The following is a 20,523-nucleotide window of genomic DNA, read 5'->3' on the forward strand; positions in this document are numbered from 1 at the left end:
ATGATTTTCATTTACTCTCTTTGGCGTATTCATAGTCAACCAAGGAGTTATGCATGTCCGTTTCTCGTTTAGTCCATTTACCGTTTCTAACATTAAGCACCCTTGCTCTTTTCGTCCATCAGCAGGCCTACGCCGCTGACACCCCTGATACCAGCACCCAAGCCAGCGTAGACGACGTGATTGTGGTCACCGGATCGCGCATCGAGCAGCAGCTCAAAGATGTCGCTGGAGCTGTCTCCGTCGTGGAGCGTGACACCATTGAGCGCCAGGTCAGCACCGATATCGGTGACATTTTTCGCTACGACCCATCCATTACCAGTACCGGCGCTTCGGGCAGTGCACAAACCTTGAGCGTGCGCGGCATTGGCGGTAATCGCGTGATGTACATTAAAGATGGTCGGCGTATGAATGACGCCTATGAAGGTGGTGGCGGCTTCTTAATTGGCCGTGGCTATCTGGATGTGCAGCAAGTGCAGCGTGTTGAAGTTGCCAAAGCGGCGGCCTCCCCCTTGTATGGCTCCGATGGTTTAGGCGGCATTATTGTGGTCACTACCCCCGACCCCTCCGACTTATTGCAACAAGACGATAGCTATGCCCGCGTGTCAGCTGGCTATCGCAGTGTGAATAACGAATATTTCAGTGCGCTACAAACCGCCTGGCGACATGGCGATTGGCAATCAATGGTCGCGTTGTCCTACCGGAACGGTGATGAAACCCAAAACTATGAAGAAACCTTGCCCGAGTATAGCTTCGATGCGTGGTCAATACTGGCGAAAACCGAACGCGCCATTGCTGCCGATCAGCAGCTTAAGTTTACTGTTGATCATTACCAGCAAGATAACCAACAGATCCTCGCAGCACAGACCAACGAGACCGATGTAAGTGATCGTCAAACCGCGCTCTCGGTTGATTACGAAGCGGCAATTTCGCGCGCTTGGGCTGATCACATCAGCGCGCAAGTATACGTATCGCAGTATCGCCAACGTAGCGATCAAATTGTGCCTGGTGGCAGTGGAGCTGGTGCCTACACCGACTTTAACGACTACCGCTTTGACCAGGACATCTGGGGCGCCCGCTGGCAGGCAGTCAAAAGTGTCAACGGTACCGCCTTAAGCCACCAATTTGTCTATGGCTTTGACCTTGACCATTTGGACACGGCACGACCGCGCTTTAAAACCCGAGTGATGGCAGATGGCACTGTCAGTCAAGACAATCAAGCGCAAGCCTCGTTTCCTGGCGCAGAAACTTGGTTAGGAGGCATGTTTATGCAAAACAATGCGCGCTTAGATGCGACCAACACCCAGTTTATTGCTGGTTTGCGCGCTGATATTTACCATATGACCCCCAAAGATGATGACTTGTACGACCAAGATCAAATGAGTCGAATCCGAGAAACTGCGCTGTCGCCCAAGCTAGGGGTGATGCAAGCTATCAACGACAATACCAACGTGTATCTGCAATACGCACGAGGTTTTCGGATTCCGCCGCACGACCAAGCCTATCAAAGCCACGGGGTTGAACCGTTTTATGTGATTCAGCCTAACCCAGACTTAAACCCGGAAACCAGCGATTCGTTCGAACTGGGTGTAAAGTCATTTAATGGCCCGTTAAACTACACCGTCGCCGCATTCTACACTGATTTCACCGACTTCATTGACGCTCAACTAATCGCAACAGAGCCGACGATGATCCCTGGGGTGAATCGCAGTGTGTTCCAATTCCAGAATATCGAATCGGCGTATATTTATGGCGCTGAAATGAGTGCGCAATACCGCTTTGATAGCCCGTGGCAGCTAAACGCCGCACTCACGTGGACAAGCGGTAAGGACGACAGTACAGATACGTACTTAACATCCATTAGCCCTTGGCGCGGTAACCTGCAGCTACGTTATGAAGCATTGCAATGGTATGCCGCCGCTGCGGTGCAAGCTGCGTCGTCCATGCGTCGAGTGCCGGATGAGGACAACGCCACCGCTGCCGGTTGGGCGACTTTCGATCTTCTGGCGGGGTATGAATGGGACAATTGGCAGCTTAACGTGTCGCTACAAAACCTAACAGATAAACGCTACGTGCCTTACGAGTTAGTCGCAGGCCAAAGCCAAACGACCTCGGTTGAACAATATAGTCAACCAGGTCGGCATGCAGCACTGCGCTTAACTTATCAGTTCTAATCTAGAAAATACCACATATGGGGCACAGTTTATCCTGCGCCCCCCTGGCCTAGCGCGCTAGATGCGCCAGCTTGCTCAAACTTGCCGCTCCAGTACTCGACCGGCGCGGGCTTGCCAAAGTAAAAGCCTTGAAATTGGTCAAAACCCATCTCTATCAGTAAATCCAACTGTGCTTTAGTCTCGACACCCTCTGCAAGGGCTTCCATATTCAATGAATTGGCTAGTTCTAAGGTCATTTTAACAATTTTTCGATGACGTTCTGACGTTTCAATGCGCTCGACAAAGTCGCGGTCAACTTTTAATACCGACGCGGATAAATCAATCAACTGCGACAACGACGCATGGCCGGTACCAAAATCGTCAACAATAATCGTAGCGCCCACATTCGCCAGCGAGGTTAAGCGTTTTTTGGTTTCATCCAGGCTGGCAAGCACCGAGGTCTCAGTCAACTCTAGCTTAAGTCGGGTGCGTAACAATTCGCTTTCGGAGTATCGGCGCAGCAGTTTCTCATAAAACAAATCATCGAGTAGTTCAGGACCCGATAAGTTGACCGAAAGCGCCACTGGATTTAACGACTTAGGCCAGTTCTCCAGTAGCTCGATGGATTTATCCAACACTTTATGGCTAAACAGTACATGCCAATTATGACGTTCAATTTGGGGCAAGAACTCATTTGGCTGCATGGTGCGGTTGGCCTGTATAATTCGGCCTTGTTGGTCGCAAAAAAATGAGGGCGTGCCACCGTTATTAAATATTTCCTGGTATTGCATCACCAACTGGCCTAACTTGCGGCGCTGTTCACGGTTAATTTCTGATTGTTTTTCCAATGAAGCGAGCACACGCATCACCGCCACCGGTAAACAGTAAAATACACAAGCCAGCTAACACGATAATCAGGGTAAGTAGCGCAGTTGCCATGCCGATCCGGCTCTTACTGATGACCAACGCCCCCAAAGTAACCCGGTAAATGTAACCGTAAGTAACAGTACATGATGTAGGTTTAGCGTGTAGGCCTGATAAGACGAGTGCAGTAAAATAGCAGAGGTCAGCAACAAGCCACTTAATACCACTAAGCGCACGACGCTCATTTTCCACGTGGCGGTATCAGGTGCGTTTAAGTGGTGCGGCTCGACCAACAGATAAGCCCGCAGGGCTCGATTAATGCGCTTTAACAAGGTAGTAACTTCCTGGTTGAACTCTTTGGACTAGAGCGCTGTAGAATAACTATGCAAAATAATGCAGAATATCTCAGTTGTCGAGGAACGCTGCAGTTTTGGTTGTTTTAAAAGCGCTAAAAGTTCATGTTTTATAAGAATTAAATAATGCTTATATTGTTTGTTATGCAGCAATCTCCATAAGGTTTAGTTATGTATAGAAACCGCCTGTTGTTTGCCCTATCCGTTCTCGTTGCGCTTTGCATCGTGCAGGCCGTGGTTGCGGTTTGGAGTTCTAACGTTGCACGTGAACATATGCAACGAAGCCAGGTAGCGAACCAATTGCTGTCTGAATTCATCACCCTAGGTGCCGATAAGCAACGTCTTAAGGTTTGGTTAGCACAATACTTACTCACTACAGACCAGGCCACGGATGAGCGCGACCGCCTACTGCAACAAATGCAACGTAGCCTTATCGTGCTTGATGAATTACTGGCGAGGGATCAACAGCTAGCTGTCAATCAACAAGATATTACTGACATTCGCGAGCAAGTGCGCATCTTGTCTATTTTAGAAGTGAATGTCGCGACGTTAGCGCAAAGCCTGCAACAGGAACCGGCTGCCAATGGGAATGAGGCCCAAACATGGACCTTATTAATTGAAACCTTTGATAGGTTAGAAGGGCTTGATTTGCGACGGTTGATCGCCCAAGCCATTGAGCGCCAGCGCACACGCTCAGAGCAGGCTGAAACGGCAGCCGTTGATGCCATCGCCCGAGCAAGGCTAATAGTGGCTGGCTTAGCGCTCATCGGTAGCCTGCTTGCCTGCGTGTTTGCCTATATTCTGTTAAAAGGTCTATATGCACCACTTTCCAGGTTACTCGAAGGCACCAGCGCGTTAGTCGCGGGCAACTTTAAGTACCGCGTCGCCGCCATTGATGACAAAGAGTTTCGAGACCTTGCCAGCAGCTTTAACGACATGGCCGCTACCATTGATGCAGCCAATATGAGAGAAGCACGCCACCGCCAGGAAATTGAACTTGAAGTGGCTCAGCGCACGGCTCAACTTCAACATGCAATGGAGAATCTACGCCAAGCTGAAGTTAGGCAGAAGCAATTTTTAGCCGATATCAGTCACGAATTGCGCACCCCGGCAACGTCTATTCAAGGGGAAGCTGAAATTGCACTACGTGGCACTGACAAACAGGCGTCCGAGTATCAGTTTTCCCTGCGCCAAATTGTAGCCGCCAGCAAAGACTTGGCTAAGCGCATCGACGAGTTACTGATGTTGATCCGCGATGACCAAAAGTTAGGGCAAGTAACTTTGACACCCATGCAGGCGCCTGAATTGGTTCAAGTGCTGGTCGACCAAGCGCAAAGCTTCGCTACGGTGAGTCAGCGTAACATTGAGGTCGCATGTGATCTCGCCGATGCTGACGCTTGTGACGTCGCCGTTGAGCTCGATAAATTGCTGCAAGCGTGGCAAATTATTCTCGACAATGCGGTCAAGTACTCACCTCCCAATTCTCTCATTCGCGTTTTAATCGACGTAGCGTCAGAGATGAATACGACCTATGTGAATGTTTCGGTGACTGACCGTGGGATCGGCATTAAATCCGATGATATTGGCCGTGTAACCGAACGCAATTTTCGCGCTCAGAACGCGCGGCAGGCAAGGCCAGATGGGCTTGGTATTGGGCTGGCACTGGCACAAACCATTGTGTCGCAACATCAAGGCCGATTGCGCATTGAGAGTCAAGTTAATCAGGGCACCTGTGTAACACTGCAGTTACCTACCCTGCGCTCAAGCGTTGATGCGTAATCAACAGGAGTTTTCATGACAATTTTAGTGGTAGAGGACGACCCCAGAGTTGCTGATTTTTTACAACGCGGGTTGCGCGCGGAAGGCTACCAAGTCGATGTCTGTAGTGATGGCGCGCAAGCCGTTGCTTGCGTGCAGCAGTTGCAACCTGAAGTAGTCATTTTAGACCGCATGCTGCCAAATCTTGATGGCGTCAGTGTATGTCAAATTATACGCGGCATGCAGCTTGATACGAAAATCATTATGTTATCTGCGCTGAATGAAGTGGATGCGCGCGTTGAAGGTTTGCGGATTGGTGCCGATGATTACATGGGTAAACCATTTTCGTTTGAAGAATTGTTATTACGTATTGAGATACAGCGCAATTCACGACATGCCTCGCCTGGGACGCATGAAATCCGTCAGCATGATATCGTGTTCAACCTTGATAAAATGAGTGTCACCAAAGGTGCGCAAAAAGTAGAGTTCACCGCGAAGGAACTCGCCATCCTTGAAGTACTCATGCGTACGCCTGGCAAAGTGTTCAGTCGTGAACGGATTCTTTCAAAAGTATGGGGGCTTAGCGAAGACCCCTTGACCAATGTAGTCGATGTATATATTGGACGACTACGCAAGAAGCTCGATGCGCAAAATCCCGAGCGTTACATTCAAACTCTGCGGGGCCTTGGGTACTTTTGGGTAGAATAAATGCGTTTGTTCATCCTATGTTCATTTGACTGTTAGTTTATTTTAACCACCTGCTCAGGTGGTAGACAGGCCGCCACCTTACACTGGTAACAGTTAACCAATGTGAGGTGAGTTATGAAATTAGTCACAGCAATTGCTGCAACCTTAGCTTTAAGTTCCAACGCCTTTGCCGCCAACTACAGTAACCAAGGGATTACCCCTGCTATGCTTGAGCAGGCACAGCAAGCTTGGGGAGCGGCACTGATCCAGATCAGTAAGACTTACCAAGAGGAAGGTCACGAAGCTGCAACCTTACTCGCCACTCAAATCATTGAGCAGGCATACGGTTATCAGCTTGGCGATGTGTTATTCAAGCCAACACTAGCATCAGGGGAGCAGACATTTAGAACCACGAGTGAAGGTGCCTTGGCTTACTTTGTCGGTGGTAATGACGATTTTCCATATGACACTGGCTTCGCGCTCAAGGGTTGGAGTGAGTTTGGCTATGAAAATGCCGCCATTTTTATCCATGGCGACGTTGCGATGACTATGGGTCATGTGCATCTAACCAATCAGTATGGTGATGTAACGACCGTAGATAAAACTTGGGGTTTTAAACTCACTGACGATGATCAGTTGCGCATTGTCTTACACCACTCGTCGCTACCTTACAGCGGCTACTAATCATGCAGCGCCAGCCTTAGGCAAGTTAGGCTGGCGCTTTTATTCAGGGTGCCTCTACCCTTGTCGCATGCACAAAACCAAGTGCACCCCGTTGCATGGTCACCTCGACACTTTGCCCAAGGTCAAATGCGTGTTCATGTATTACACGCAGCCTGTACTCGTCATTCTCCACTTCTATGAGCGGATAAGAGTGTGTGCGTAAGCGATATTCAATAATTTGCGCAACCTCAAAACGTTCGGTATATGTCTCGCCCCAAGCGAAAGATTGGTTAATAAAGCTGACCAGCCACATACTTGCTATTACGCTACTGATAAGAATCCACTCGGTTTGGAAAACTTTTTTATACCAAGGCGTACGCGACGGGTTTTCTTCCATAATGTACATCGAGCGTGCGTTACGCTGCCGCGATAACATGTACAAAATGAGCGTAAAAGCGGCGCCTAAAAGTACCCCTAATCCGCTTAGCCATGCCCCGGCAACTACATTGCCATTTAGTAAGCGACCGAAATGGAATACCACCCACGCCAATACACCAAAACCAATAAAACTAATCGGAATACGCATTCAGCAGTCCCTTGCTTGTACTGATGGTTACAAATACTTCACCCAGCTGCGCTGGCACAAACACCAATTCAATAGCGTTCAAAGCCAGATACACCCAAAAGTATGAACCCAAGGGGTTCATGTCAAGGCGAGTTAAAAGCATAAATGCTCGGGCATGATTCCATGCCCGAGCCAATTCACATTAATATTTAGTGAACACTTAACTGAAACGCCCCTGTGCCGCTGCTAAATGGACGCACGATAATCGTGTAGTGACCCGCCGGGAAGTAGTCATTGACTAACGAGTTTGTACCACTGCCACCATCGTCATCGTAAAAACTGGTCGGCCCTTCTATTTCCAGTACCGTATCGAAATTATCTGACTCTGCACTCACTCTCACACGACGCCCATCTGGCACGTGCAAGTTGAAACGAGCTGACGATGATTGCAGCATACCTCGCAGTGACTCGCCAATTTCGACGTTGCCGCCACTGACCAGGTTGTCAGCAGACTCGAGCAAACGCATTTGAATTGTATACAGACCATAGGTATCAGAACCGTCACTAAACGGCGTGGTTGCACTTAACTGATAACTACCTGGCTGTAAAAACACATTCAAGCGAGCATTTAAGCCATCGCCACTGTCATCATCCGTTTGATTGACACTGTTGCCTTCAAGGCGCAGATAGCTGTCAAACTGGTCGCTTTTCATGTCAAATTGATAAATGCCTTGCTCGTCGATTTGCAACGAATAACGCGTTGGCTGGCCCTGTAAATAGCCAGTAATTTCTTCACCAGACATCAGCTGATCTGTATTGCCAACTTCGACCCACTCTGATTGCAAGCGAAATGGCCCGTAGGAAGACGCATCTTGACCACTTACTACGAGTAACAACGACTGATTCGATAACCGCTCATCAATAAATGCAGCTAGCGTACGATCAGTGCCCTGCTGGATAACCTCAAACTGGTCGTTAAGCAAAATCAACTGACCTTGCAGCGCACCGCTTTGGCGTAAGCTTAAAATACCTGTGCGCTGAGGGTTCAAGCGGAAAGCTTGATAGCGTGAACCGTCTTTTAAATTGACGGGGCTTGATTGGGTCAACTCGCCGCGATTCTCAGTGCGAAAATCAAATCGCTCGCTGCTCACAGAGGCAGTCGCTGCCACCGCTGGCCCTGAATAATGCATGGTAGCAGCACCGATAACGCCGCCAACTAAAATACTTACCACTATCGCTAACTTACTGGTTTTCATGTTGTTATCTCCGAGTACGGCCGCTGTTGTGCCTACGCTTATTGTACGCCGAAGTAACAACGTGTGAACAAAAATTTAACCGCCAATTGAGCTAAAAACAGTTTTTATGAATTTTGTGCTTATCCAGATAGTTCAGCATAAAAAAATCCTTTTCTTAGAACAAATATTAATTTACCATGCGATCTCATATAGATGTCTAGACGTCTAAATTAATATTTATAGGGGACAATTTTATATGCACAAAGCTTTATCTCTTTCTTACTTAGCCTACGCAGTAGGAGTCGCTGCAAGTACAGCATCTCCATCTTCTCTGGCCTTGGATGCCAGTGCCGAGGTGGAACGCGTGCAAGTGACTGGGTCTCATATTCGACGCACTCATAACGAGGATGCAACCCCGTTACATGTGCTTTCAGCCGAAGATATTCAACGAAGTGGCAAGGTTACACTGACCGATGTATTACGCGATATGACTGTGAATACCGGGAATAGCTACGATGAGCAATTTACCAGTAGCTTTTCTGCCGGCTCTGCCTCGATTGGCTTGCGCGGTTTAAGTCCGAAAAACACTTTAGTTCTGGTGAATGGACAACGAGTATCTAACTATGGCTTTGCCCTTGGTACTCAAGATACGTTCGTCGACCTGAATGCTTTACCTCTCAGCGCTGTATCACGTATAGAAGTATTAAAGGATGGTGCCTCAGCAGCGTATGGCTCAGACGCCATTGCAGGTGTGGTCAACATTATTCTACGTCGGGACTACGAAGGTTTGCAGCTATCCGCTTCAGCAGGAGGAGCCACCGAGGGGAGCTTACAACAATTTGGTGCAGGCCTTCTCGCTGGTACGGGCTCATTAACACAAGATGGCTACAATTTGACGCTCAGCATCGATGTGCTGGAGCGCGAAGAGCTTACTGCAGATCAACGTCGATTAACCCGAAGTGGCGACTTCCGCGACCAACCAGGTGGTCGCTTAGCAGGATGGATAACTCAAGGCGGTAACTACCTTGACGATGCGCAAAATCCTCGACCATTTGAAAACTGCCCTGAAGGCACCGAGGCTCGCGCGTGGACTGACTTTACACCCGGCCGAGACGGACAAGTATGCGCATTTAATGGCCAGAAATTCAATACCTTGCAACCTGAGGTAAGTCGTCGTCAACTTTCTTTACAAGCGAGTTATCAGGTCACCCCCGAACTTGAGGCTTTTACCCAGTGGCTCTATAGCTACAACGAAGCCAAACAAACATTTGGAGCGCCATTAAGTGTAGGCCCTGGATTACGTGCATATAATCAAGACACTGGAACCTTAGATGATATTACCGTTGCGTTCCCAGTTGGCCACCCCAATAATACAACTGCAGCCCCCTTGCCTTTTGATTACACCTTTTTTAGTGTCGGGCCTCGGTTAAAAGAGAACATACAGATATTCAACCGTATATTGGCAGGCTTTGATTACGCCGGTGAAAACTGGGACCTAAACTTTAATGCTTTACAATCACAAAGCCGCCAGCGCGAATATGTTGATAATTTCATTGACCGCTACGCGTTCGAGTCACTATTGGAGAGTGGCGGCTATGATTTCGTTTCTGGCCAGCATGCATCTGGGGCTATTGAAGCACTGCGTTTGCAAACAAGGCGTCCTGGATTTTATCAAATTCAGTCACTCAACGTTAATGCCAGCCGTACCCTTGCTCACTGGCTGCATGGAGATGTTGGTTTCGCTACGGGGTTAGATTGGCGCAATGAGCGCATGGATGCCGGAACATCACCCGAGGTGTTGTCAGGGACTGAATTACGTCCAGCAATTAATCTTATCCGTGGAGAACGAGACGTTATTGCCGCTTTTGCTGAGCTCGAGCTGCCATTGTTAGATGGACTGACTGTTAATACAGCACTACGCGCTGATCACTACGATGATTTTGGTAGTGCTGTGTCTCCCAAATTGTCCTCCCATTACTTATTGCATAACGATTGGTTATTAAGAGCGTCATGGTCACGCGGTTTTAGAGCACCGTCACTGCCTGAAATTTCTCAGAGCAATACAATTAGCTACGGCTCGGTGATAGATCCCAACGACCCCGTAACACCAGGAGCAAGCCGCGGATATACTCAGCTACGTAGTGGTAATCCAGATTTAAGAGCCGAGCGCTCTACAAACTACAATGTCGGTGCCGTATGGTCTCCTTCACCAAGCCTTAGCGCTAGTATCGATTACTTTGAAATTAAGCAAGATAATGTTATTTCACCTGACAACGCGCAATACATTATTAATAATGAAGCCCAGTTCCCGCAACGCGTTCAACGCGATACTGAGGGGCGCTTGCAAATCATTACCAATCGCTACGCGAACCAAGGAACTCGCACCACGTCCGGTTTTGACATCGACTTGAGTTATCGCTTTGACCTACTCGGCGGCATCATGTCGTTGAACTCTAACTGGTCGCGATTACTTGAGTACGAACAAGCCGTGGTCGCTGGTGAAGCCGCGATTAATGGTGCTGGTAACAACCAGTTTGGGGCACTACCTAAATGGCAAGGGTCCCAAGTAGCGCATTTTCAGCGTGATGTATGGAGCTTCGTGTTAAGTGCTGATTACACTCATGGTTATGAACAGCGTATTGCTAGCACAACAAGTAATCCAGGCTTAAATGCTTCCGTCCGGAGCCATACCACTTTGAATACACAATTAAGTTATGCTGGATTGCGCAATACAGTGATTAGTTTGTCAGTGCAGAATTTAACTGACCGACAACCACCATTTGACCCTTCCGCAGGAAGCTATTATTACGACATCACGCAGTATAATGCGCGTGGCCGATTTATTGACTTAGGAATACAATATCAGTTTTAAATCAAGCGCGAGCCATTGCAGCTATATTGCAATGGCTCAGCCTGTCCGCGTTTGCCATCCACCCCCCAAGGCTTTGAACAATGTAGCTTGAGCGCTCAATAGTTGGCCGCGTGCGGCTAGCTGCGCTTGACTGGCTTGAGCGACGCCACGGCGAGCATCGAGCACTTCTAAAAAACTCACCATGCCAAGTTCAAATGCGTCTTCGAGCATTTGTAGTTGGCGTTCAACGCTTTGTAATTGTTCATTGATAGCTTGATAGCGCTGTTGTTGAAACGTATACAGATTAAGCGCATCGCGCACTTCAATATAGGCCCCGTTCACCGTTGCCTGATACTGTATGACTGCCTGTTGGCGCTGCAAGTCTGCACTTTGTGCTGCAGTCTCTAAGCGCCCAAAATCTATCAACGGGCCGCTTAAATTGCCCGTCAGCCCCCATGCGCGTGATTGTGAGGTAAACAGGTCGCTATGATCCGTAGCAACGCTACCAAAGAAGCCTTGAATACTCACTCTCGGTAAGCGGTCTGCCTCGGCTACGCCTACTTGTGCGGTGGCTGCACGCAGCGCTTCCTCAGCCGCCAGAATATCAGGCCGGCGCTGCATTAAATCAGCAGGCATCAAATTTGGTAGCTGATGTGTAGTATCTAAATCCGCAAGGCGCGCGTGGTCCCAGTCATCTGCGAACTGGTCAAAGACTTGCTGCGGGTTTAGCCCCACCAACAGCGCTAAGGCACTTTCATAAGCGGAGCGCTGCGCACGTAAACCCGGCAGTTCAGCACGTGCGCTGGCTAATTCGGTACGCGCTTGCTGCACTGCAAGTTCCGGCGCTTCACCATACTCAAAACGACTGAGTTGCAACGACAATGCATGCTCGTAATCAGCAACGATTGCCAGTTGATTTTGATATTGCGCCACCACAGTGCGCCATTCAATATAAGTAGTCACCACGTCCGCGATTAATGTCAGGCGCGCGCTTTCATAGTCATAAGCGGATTGGCGCAAGCTTGCCGCCGCACCTTCTCGTTGGCGTGCTACTCGGCCCCACAAGTCAAGTTCATAACTTAAGGTCGCCGACACGTTAAAAGTATTATAGGTGCTCTGAATTAACTCTTGGATCACTTCATTATCGACAGGAAGTGCGGTGCCGGGAAGCCGTTCCCGGCTTGCTTCGGCCTGATAACCAATGGTTGGGAAGCGCTCAGCCGATGCTAACCCCAATTGAGCACGCGCGCTGTCGATACGGATAAATTGGGCCTGTAACTCTAGATTTTGAGTCAGCGCTTGCTGCACTAACTGGTCTAAAACTGGGTCTTGGAATTGCTGCCACCAAAGCGCTCGGTCTTGTTCGCGCTGCTGTGCTTGTTGTTCGAGTTCAAATGCCCAAGATTCAGGTAGTGACTGCTCGGCCGCCTCATAATCGGGCCCCATCACACAGGCACTCAAACCTGTACATGCTAAGGTGCCCACAGCGAAGTAAACCGCTCGTAACCGTCTCAAAATCGTCTCTCCTGCGCAATCTTATGGTTTATCGCCTTACCGTAGCTGGCGAAGTGCTTGAAATTTACTATAGTCAAAATCGTAGCTTTCACATAATTAGTTGTTTTAACGAAGGTTCGTATCAAAAACCGTAACTTCTACGAACTTTGGCTTGATAAGGCGCTCACATGACTATTTTCCGTACTTTTTCATTCCTTTTTATCGCCTTGTTATTGTTCGGCTGCAGTCAACAAGAGGAGCAAGCCCACAACCAACAAGCCAGCGTGGTGAAAACGTTTGAAGTCAGCGCCCCTGACACCTCTATTCGGCGCGAGTTTATTGGCGAGGTCGTTGCCAAATCAACGGTTGAGCTTTCCTTTCAGGTTCCAGGCAGACTACAGGAGTTTGCTGTGCCCCAAGGGGATATCGTGCCTGCAGGGACTTTGATTGCTGCATTAGACGATACCGATTACCGTTTAGCCGTACGTAATGCCAGAGCAGATTTGCGCTTGGCAGAAGCCGATGTTGAGCGTAAACGTATGTTGGTGAGCTTAGGTGCGGTGTCAGGCATCGAGCGCGATGTTGCCGAAGCAAACTATGACCAAGCCCAAGTGCAGTTAGAGCACGCGGAACTTGAACTTGAGCGTACGCGCTTGTACGCCCCCTACGCCGCTATGATCACGCGCCGACTGGTGGACCCCCAGACCATGGTCGCGCCTGAAGTGCCCGTGGTTATTATTCAGGATATGTCAGAATTGCGGGTGCGCACGCAAGTGCCAGAAACCTTTTTCGAGCGGCTGATGCAAGATTTTGCTGCCGACCCGCAACAAGATGCGCGTATGACAGGCCAGTTTGAAGCGTCATTACTGACCAGTCCGCATACCCGCTACCCATTAGAGTATCGCGAACATATCAGCCAAGCCGCACCCACCACACAAACCTATGAAGTCGAGTTCGCCTTCAGCCAGCTTCATGATCAACAAGCCAGCTTGATTGCCCTACCCGGCATGGTCGCCAATGTGCGCATTGAAGTACCTAACCCGACTCAAAATAATCGCATTCGCGTACCCGTCAATGCACTCAAAACCGCGGCTCAAGGTCGCTTTTATGTGTTTGCACTGAATGATGCGGCTGACCGTGTGCGCCAAATTGAAGTCGATGTGGAGACCCTGAGCGCAAGCCATGCATACATTACCAATGGCTTAGAAGGTGGTGAAACCATAGTGGCCGCTGGCGCCTCTCGTTTAAACGATGGCGACGCCGTCAAGCCAATGCAAGAGGCGCTGTAAACGATGAAGTTGGATGTTGCTGGTTACTCAATCGAAAAGCCTCTGTACCCATGGTTACTGTTAGTTTTATGTTTGTTCGGAGGTATCTGGGGTTTTCTTAGCGTGGGTAAGCTTGAAGACCCATCGTTCTCAATTCCAACCGCGATTATCAATACCGAATATCCAGGTGCTAGTGCCCGCGAAGTGGAAGAAGAAGTCACTGAGCGTTTAGAGCGTGCTATTCAGGAGCTGTCGCAAATTGATACGATTCGCTCCGTATCTATGCCGGGTCGCTCTGAAATTGAAGTTGAAATTGATTCATCTTTCCATTCATCCCAGTTTCCGCAAATTTGGGATGAATTACGGCGTAAAGTCAATGATGCTCAACGCGAACTGCCCCAAGGCACCAACCCCTCGGTGGTGAATGACGATTTTGGCGAGGTCTACGGCTTATTCTATGCGGTGACGTCCCCAGGCTATAGCGCGCACGATATTAGCCAGTTGTCGCGGTTCTTGCAGCGTGAGCTGCTCACCGTGGAAAATGTTGCACGCGTGTCCACCGCGGGCGAGCGCGAAGAAGTGATTTATATTGATATACCCCAAGAGCGTTTGAATCGCCTTGGCATCCCGCTAGAGCAGCTTATCAATACCATTCAAACTGAGAACGCCGTAGCTTTTGCCGGCTCGATACGCACTGGTGACCGTCAAGTGCGTATTATCACCAGCCATGACAGTGACAGCATTGACCAAATTAGCGCGATTCGCATTGGCCGTCCGGGCTCGATAGAGCAAATCATGTTGGGGGACATCGCCCAAGTCACGCGTGCGGTCAACGACCAACCGCGCCAATTAGTACGCTTTAATGGCGAAGATGCCTTCACCCTTGCGGTGGCGGGCGTGGAAACAGCCAATATTATAGAAGTCGGCGACGCGGTTGAAGCGCACTTAGATGCCCTTGCTGAACGCTTACCACTGGGTGTCAACATTGAGCCTATTTATCAGCAGCACCGTGTGGTTGACGAAGCTATCAACGAATTCTTCATTAACTTGGTAATGTCTGTCGCCATAGTGATTGGTGTGCTTTGGCTATTTATGGGCTGGCGCATTGCCATGACCGTGGGGCCTACCCTATTGCTGACCGTTTTAGGTACGCTATTCTTTATGGGCGTGTTTAGTATCGAAATGCAGCGTGTGTCACTCGGTGCATTGCTGATCGCGATGGGCATGTTGGTCGATAATGCGATTGTCGTTGCCGAGGGTATGGTGATTAACCTGCGCAAAGGTATGGGTACGCGCAAAGCCGCTAGCCAAGCCGCCGGACGAACTCAATGGCCGTTACTTGGGGCGACAGTTATCGGCATTATGGCGTTTTCCAGCATCGCATTCTCTGATGACGTCACCGGCGAGTTCCTGATTTCATTATTTTTGGTGATTTTAATTTCACTGACACTGAGCTGGATTCTGGCCGTTACTATTACGCCACTGTTCGGCCATTATTTATACCGTAAGCAATATCCTGAACCGGATGAAAACCAGTCAAGTGAGGCGTCTGACGATAACTCCGAGCACGACGAATATGACAAACCTATTTATCGTATCTATCGCAAGGTCTTGGTTAAAGCGCTGCACTTGCGCAAGATATCGGTTGCAGGTTTAGTCGTGCTTACCTTGGTATGCATGTGGGCCTTTACCCTGATTCCGCAGTCTTTTTTCCCGCATTCAAATACACCCATATTTTTTATCAATTATGAGCTTCCTCATGGTAGTGATATTCGCGCGACCGAGCGTGATATGCAGCGTATGGAACAGTTGCTGTTAGCTGATGACAAGGTCGAGCAAGTAGCAACTTTTATTGGCCAAGGCGCGACACGCTTCATGCTCACCTACGCGCCTGAACAGCCCAACCCTGGCTATGCGCAATTAATTGTTCGGGTGCATGAACTGGATGACATTCCAGGCTTAGTCAGTCACTACCGCGAGAAGCTGAACCAGGAGTTTACCCATGCTGATATTCGAATTCAGCGTCTGTCGTTCGGACCTGGCGATGGTGCCGAGCTAGAAGCGCGTTTTTCGGGTAACGATGTCGCTATATTGCGTGAGCTAGCGGCGGAAGCCCAAGCGATATTTGAAGCCGAGCCACTTGCTATGCACGAACGCCATAATTGGGGTGACCCTGCTATCGGCGTGGTGCCCGTATATAACGAGCTACGTGCGCGCCAGCTTGGCATTCAACGTGATGAACTAGCTCAAACGCTGCTTTTCTCATCAACGGGGGTCACCATTGGCACTTACCGTGAGGGCTACGACTTACTGCCGATAGTAGCGCGTCCGCCTGCGCCTGAACGCGACGACATTAGCGTACTGATCGACCGCCAAATATGGAGCCAAAGTCAGCAAGCTTTTGTGCCGCTCGCGCAAGTGGTCAATGGTTTTGAAGTGACCAGCGAGGAAGCGCGCATTCATCGGCGTAATCGCGTACGTACCATCGCTGTGTACGCTGACTCAACACCTGATGTAACCTCTGCAGCCGCCCAAGAAGCGGTACAAAGTGCGGTTGAAGGCTTTGAGTTGCCGCCAGGGTATCGACTTGAATGGGGCGGCGAGTATGAAAACTCAGCGGAAGCGCAGCAAGGCTTAACCGGACAACTGCCCGTCAGTTTGCTAATTATGCTGGCCATTACCATATTTCTATTTGGCCGCCTGAAACAGCCTGCGATTATCTGGGCGGTTGTACCCATGTCAATTTGTGGTGTGGTGTTGGGGCTGCTGCTTACTGGCTTACCGTTTTCGTTCACCGCCATGCTTGGCATGCTCAGCTTATCGGGCATGCTGATGAAAAATGCTATTGTGCTGGTAGACGAAATAGATTTTCAAATCAGCGAAGGGCACGACCCCCAAGTCGCCTTGGTGGATGCCAGTGTCAGTCGTTTGCGCCCAGTGTTACTTGCCGCAGGTACTACAAGTTTGGGCATGTTACCCCTGTTGTGGGACCCGTTTTTTGCCAGTATGGCAGTTACTATCATCGGTGGCTTAAGCTTTGCGTCGTTGCTGACTTTGGTGGCGGTACCCGCACTTTACTCGCTGTTCTTTAAAATTAAGCTCGACCGTTCTGATTCGGAGCAATCGGTAGCTTAATACGAGCCACCAAACCGGGCGCTGCATCGTGTAATTCGAGCGTAGCGCCTAAGTGGACACAAATTTGCTGGGTTATGGATAGCCCCAGCCCTGATCCCTGCCCTTGGCCGCCACGCCAGAATCGGCTTCGGGCCAAGGTTTTTTCGCTGTCACTTAAACCTGGTCCCGTGTCGGCCACACTAAAAGTAACCATCGTCGCGTGTGCCGTATGTGCGACGCTCACTTCCACTTCGACGTTCCCAGTGGAATAGTTAAGCGCATTCTCAATTAAATTTCGCAGCGCAATACTCAGTAGCTCAGGCGCAGTTTTCACTGCAACACGCAGGTCGCCACGAATGTCCAAGCGTGTCAGCGAATCGATGTCCATCACTGCGTCACTGACAATATCCTGGATCAGTATATCTCGGCGTTGACTGACGCCCTGCTCCGCGTCCAATCGCGCTAGCACCATCAGTTGCTCGGTCATTCGCTGCATCCGGCTGATACTCGCTTCTGCGTCTTGCAACACGTCACTGGCTTGTTCAGGGGGTAAACGTTGTGCCAGCTGCACATTAGTTTTTATTGCCGTCAGGGGCGTGCGCAATTCATGCGCGGCGTCACTGGTGAAGCGTTTTTCACGCGCAATTAAGCGCTCAATTCGTTCAAGTAGCTGGTTCAAGCTGCGCTGCAAAGGCTGCAACTCAATCGGCATCTGCAAAGTCACCGGTGATAGATCCTTAGCACTGCGCGCCGCCAGAACTTCACGTAACTGATATAAGGGGCGCAACCCTCGACGAGTTCCCCACCACGTGGCATACAACATAGCGATCAGCGCAATCAGCACTGGGCCACCTACGGCAGTTAACACGCCTTTATACAGCAACTGACGCTCTTGAATGCGATCGGCTGTGGTAATCACAATATCGCCTTGCACATAAGTAAATAAACGCCAATCGACGCCTTGCACTGTGGTTTCGCTGAAACCTGGTGCCGCGTCGACAAATACGGGCTCTAAGTCGATATTGGTTTGAAGCAATAATTGTCCGTCACGGCGACGTACCTGACAGGCTACACCGTCAAGCCATGAATCTGCGTGGGACTGCGACGATAACAAGGTGCCTGTCTGCGCAGGTAATTGCGCGGGGAGCTGCTCTGGCACTTGCTCTATCAAGCCTGCGACCATACGCGCACTTGCGGCTAATCGTTGGTCCAAGGTTCGTTTTAGCTGGCCTTGTAAATCGATAAGCAGCCAAGTGGACATCGCTGACCAGACAATCACAAACGATAATAATAAGGTGAGTAGTAAGCGCGATTGGATAGATTTCATGGAAGTGTTTACACAGGGTCAACTTTGCCGAGGCGATAGCCAAGCCCGCGCACAGTTTCAATAATGTCTTTGCCGAGCTTCTTGCGTAAATGATAGATGTGCACATTCAGCGCATTTGAGTCGGGCTCTTCACCATAACCATACAAGCTGTCGTATAGCTGCTCAGTGCTAATGATGCGCCGCCCTGAGGATAAAAACTTTTCTAACAACGCCAGTTCACGCCGCGGTAAGTCTAATACGTCATCGCCCAAACGCAGTTCGCGCGTGGCTGGGTTAAAGCGCAGCGCACCATGTTCAATGACCTGCACCGCACGGCCATTTGCGCGCCGCAGCAACGCATGAATGCGCGCGACTAACTCGTCTAACTCGAAGGGTTTTAACAGGTAGTCATCGGCGCCTTGGGCAAGCCCATGTACTTTATCTTCAAGGCTGTCGCGCGCGGTAAGTACTAGTATTGGCAGGGTAACACCCTGGCTGCGCCACTGTGCCAGCAGTTGCAACCCATCGCCATCAGGTAAACCTAAATCTAATACCACTAAATCAGATGAGAAATGATGCAAAGCTTGCTTGGCTTGCTCAACCGTAGCGACCCGGTTCACAGTGAAATTGGCAAGACAAAGCCCGCGCTCCACGGCGCGGGCTACTTCTTGGTTATCTTCGACTAATAGAATGTGCATGTGCTCAGTATGTCGTCACAAGATTAAGTCAGAATGATATCCTAACTTAGAAACGCCCTGAGCGCAGCATTACGTCAGTCGTTTGAGCCCTCGGTGCTGTCGATGCTCCAACCGCCGCCCATGGCTTTAAACAGGTTGGCAGCAGCAATAAAGCGCTGAGATTCAGCTTGTGCCAGCGTCAGCTCAGCATTGAGCTGCTCGCGCTGGGCATCCAGCAACTCGAAATACCCGATAGCACCTGCGTCATACTGTAACTGCGCAAACTCAACGGTTTCAACGACCGCGGTGGTTTGGCGGCGCACAGCTTGCGTGCGTTGCTGGGCATAATAATGCATAGTCAATGCATCGCGGCTGTCACGCAGCGCGCCCAATACCGCTTGGCGATATTGAGTTTGCGCCTGATCGCTGGCCGCTTGCGCACTTTCAACACGCAAACGCCCGCGCCCAAAATCAAATAACGGCCCCGCTAAGTTCCCGCCCAATGACCAGGTTTCGGTGCCACTGGCAAACAAATCACCGGTTTCAAGGGCTGTCGTACCGAGCATTGCGTTTAAATTCAACGTCGGGAAACGACTCGCTTGGGCGGCACCAATTTGCGCATTGGCTGCTACCATGTAGGATTCGGCCGCACGCACATCAGGGCGTCGCTGTAGTAACTCCGACGGTAACACCGCAGGTAATTGCTCCGGCAACGCAATGTCACTTAGCTGGGTTGCCCCAAAGTCGAGCTGGCCGAGCATTTCTTGCTCACTATAGCCAACCAGCATAGCGAGCGCACTGCGGGTGGTTGCTAATGCTTCCTGCAAATCAGGCAATGCCGCACGCGCACCTTCGGTCATCGCTCGCGCTTGGCGCAAGCTCAGAGGGTCAATGGCACCCGCTTCATAGCGCACTTCCATCAACTGCAGACTTTGCGCATAGTTGTCAATGCTGCGCTCAGTGACTGCTACCTGCTGCTCAAGTGCGCGCATATTAAAGTAGGTAGTCACCACATCCGCAATGATATTTAATCGCACTGCTTGCGCGCCGTACACAGACTGCTCGAGTAGTGCACCTGCCGCTTCCCGTTCACGACGCACACGGCCCCATAAATCCAGCTCGTAACTTAAGCTACCGGCCACGGAAAATTGATTACGCGGCGTGCCGCCACCAAACTCTGGCGGTAGCAACACGGCGGGTTGTTGGGTTCGCGTCGCCTCCGCTTGCGCCCCTAAGGTCGGCCAAAATTCAGCGTTACTTAAGCCCAGTTGAGCACGTGCTTGCTCAATGCGTTGCAGTTGTAGTTGCAGCTCCAAGCTATCGTCTAACGCGCGTTCAACCAAAGCATTCAAGTTCGGGTCGTTAAATTGACGCCACCATGTGAGCCAATCCTGCTCAGTGCTTTGCGCCTCAATCTGATGTTCTGGGAATTGCTCTGCCAAATCAAGTTCAAGACTTTGGTAGTTAGGCCCCATAGCGCAGCCCGCAAGGGCTACGCTTAAGCTAAGGGCGAGACATGAAGTTCTAAAATTGCGCAT

At 50.1% G+C, this 20,523-nt stretch carries 15 protein-coding genes; 7 read left to right on the forward strand and 8 right to left on the reverse strand.

What is annotated here, in order from left to right; genetic code table 11:
• Nucleotides 1-53: 53 nt before the first annotated feature.
• Entirely contained in the window at nucleotides 54-2,171 is a 2,118-nt protein-coding gene (locus CWE07_RS00180; RefSeq protein ID WP_111567917.1) for a TonB-dependent receptor, read from the forward strand.
• Between the two features lie 29 nt (nucleotides 2,172-2,200).
• Here the strand turns inward: CWE07_RS00180 and CWE07_RS00185 are convergent, their stop codons facing one another.
• On the reverse strand, nucleotides 2,201-3,010 hold the full coding sequence (locus CWE07_RS00185; RefSeq protein WP_241973958.1) for an EAL domain-containing protein: 810 nt from the start codon (nucleotides 3,008-3,010) through the stop codon (nucleotides 2,201-2,203).
• Between the two features lie 54 nt (nucleotides 3,011-3,064).
• Nucleotides 3,065-3,346 carry a hypothetical protein gene (locus tag CWE07_RS14345; protein ID WP_181452240.1) on the reverse strand — a complete coding sequence of 94 codons (282 nt, stop codon included), beginning with the start codon at nucleotides 3,344-3,346 and terminating at the stop codon, nucleotides 3,065-3,067.
• 192 nt (nucleotides 3,347-3,538) lie between these two features.
• Between CWE07_RS14345 and CWE07_RS00190 the strand changes: the two genes are divergently transcribed.
• From CWE07_RS00190 to CWE07_RS00200, 3 genes are all read left to right on the forward strand, one after another.
• Nucleotides 3,539-5,146, forward strand: coding sequence for a sensor histidine kinase (locus tag CWE07_RS00190; protein ID WP_111567918.1), 1,608 nt, complete (start codon nucleotides 3,539-3,541; stop codon nucleotides 5,144-5,146).
• A 15-nt stretch (nucleotides 5,147-5,161) separates the two neighbouring features.
• Entirely contained in the window at nucleotides 5,162-5,833 is a 672-nt protein-coding gene (locus tag CWE07_RS00195) for a response regulator transcription factor (RefSeq protein ID WP_111567919.1), read from the forward strand.
• Between the two features lie 114 nt (nucleotides 5,834-5,947).
• Nucleotides 5,948-6,496 (forward strand): phosphoribosyl-AMP cyclohydrolase, encoded by a 549-nt coding sequence (locus CWE07_RS00200; protein ID WP_111567920.1) that lies wholly within the window; start codon nucleotides 5,948-5,950, stop codon nucleotides 6,494-6,496.
• Nucleotides 6,497-6,539: 43 nt separating this feature from the next.
• Here CWE07_RS00200 and CWE07_RS00205 read toward each other — a convergent pair whose 3' ends face one another.
• Nucleotides 6,540-7,061: a hypothetical protein gene (locus tag CWE07_RS00205; RefSeq protein WP_111567921.1), complete on the reverse strand. Its 522-nt coding sequence runs from the start codon at nucleotides 7,059-7,061 to the stop codon at nucleotides 6,540-6,542.
• 188 nt (nucleotides 7,062-7,249) lie between these two features.
• Nucleotides 7,250-8,296 carry a hypothetical protein gene (locus CWE07_RS00210; protein ID WP_111567922.1) on the reverse strand — a complete coding sequence of 349 codons (1,047 nt, stop codon included), beginning with the start codon at nucleotides 8,294-8,296 and terminating at the stop codon, nucleotides 7,250-7,252.
• A gap of 235 nt (nucleotides 8,297-8,531) precedes the next feature.
• Here CWE07_RS00210 and CWE07_RS00215 point away from each other — a divergent pair, with 235 nt between their 5' ends.
• Nucleotides 8,532-11,147 carry a TonB-dependent receptor plug domain-containing protein gene (locus tag CWE07_RS00215; protein WP_111567923.1) on the forward strand — a complete coding sequence of 872 codons (2,616 nt, stop codon included), beginning with the start codon at nucleotides 8,532-8,534 and terminating at the stop codon, nucleotides 11,145-11,147.
• Nucleotides 11,148-11,183: 36 nt separating this feature from the next.
• On the opposite strand, the gene CWE07_RS00220 is transcribed toward CWE07_RS00215, so the two are convergent.
• The gene (locus CWE07_RS00220; RefSeq protein ID WP_126818944.1) at nucleotides 11,184-12,641 is read right to left on the reverse strand and encodes an efflux transporter outer membrane subunit; all 1,458 of its coding nucleotides are present in this window, start codon (nucleotides 12,639-12,641) and stop codon (nucleotides 11,184-11,186) included.
• 167 nt (nucleotides 12,642-12,808) lie between these two features.
• Here CWE07_RS00220 and CWE07_RS00225 point away from each other — a divergent pair, with 167 nt between their 5' ends.
• Both CWE07_RS00225 and CWE07_RS00230 read left to right on the forward strand, forming a co-directional pair.
• Complete coding sequence (locus CWE07_RS00225; protein WP_111567925.1) at nucleotides 12,809-13,909, forward strand: efflux RND transporter periplasmic adaptor subunit; 1,101 nt, start codon at nucleotides 12,809-12,811, stop codon at nucleotides 13,907-13,909.
• A 3-nt stretch (nucleotides 13,910-13,912) separates the two neighbouring features.
• Nucleotides 13,913-17,023: an efflux RND transporter permease subunit gene (locus CWE07_RS00230; protein ID WP_241973959.1), complete on the forward strand. Its 3,111-nt coding sequence runs from the start codon at nucleotides 13,913-13,915 to the stop codon at nucleotides 17,021-17,023.
• Here CWE07_RS00230 and CWE07_RS00235 read toward each other — a convergent pair.
• The 3 genes from CWE07_RS00235 to CWE07_RS00245 form a co-directional block, all read right to left on the reverse strand.
• Complete coding sequence (locus CWE07_RS00235) at nucleotides 16,983-18,329, reverse strand: sensor histidine kinase (protein WP_111567926.1); 1,347 nt, start codon at nucleotides 18,327-18,329, stop codon at nucleotides 16,983-16,985. The two genes, CWE07_RS00230 and CWE07_RS00235, sit on opposite strands and share 41 nt — an antisense overlap.
• A gap of 8 nt (nucleotides 18,330-18,337) precedes the next feature.
• A complete protein-coding gene (locus tag CWE07_RS00240) occupies nucleotides 18,338-19,006 on the reverse strand; it encodes a response regulator (RefSeq protein ID WP_111567927.1) in 669 nt (222 codons plus the stop codon).
• A gap of 74 nt (nucleotides 19,007-19,080) precedes the next feature.
• Nucleotides 19,081-20,523: an efflux transporter outer membrane subunit gene (locus CWE07_RS00245; protein WP_111567928.1), complete on the reverse strand. Its 1,443-nt coding sequence runs from the start codon at nucleotides 20,521-20,523 to the stop codon at nucleotides 19,081-19,083.

The organism is Aliidiomarina maris, from assembly GCF_003987335.1.
Lineage (GTDB): Bacteria > Pseudomonadota > Gammaproteobacteria > Enterobacterales > Alteromonadaceae > Aliidiomarina > Aliidiomarina maris.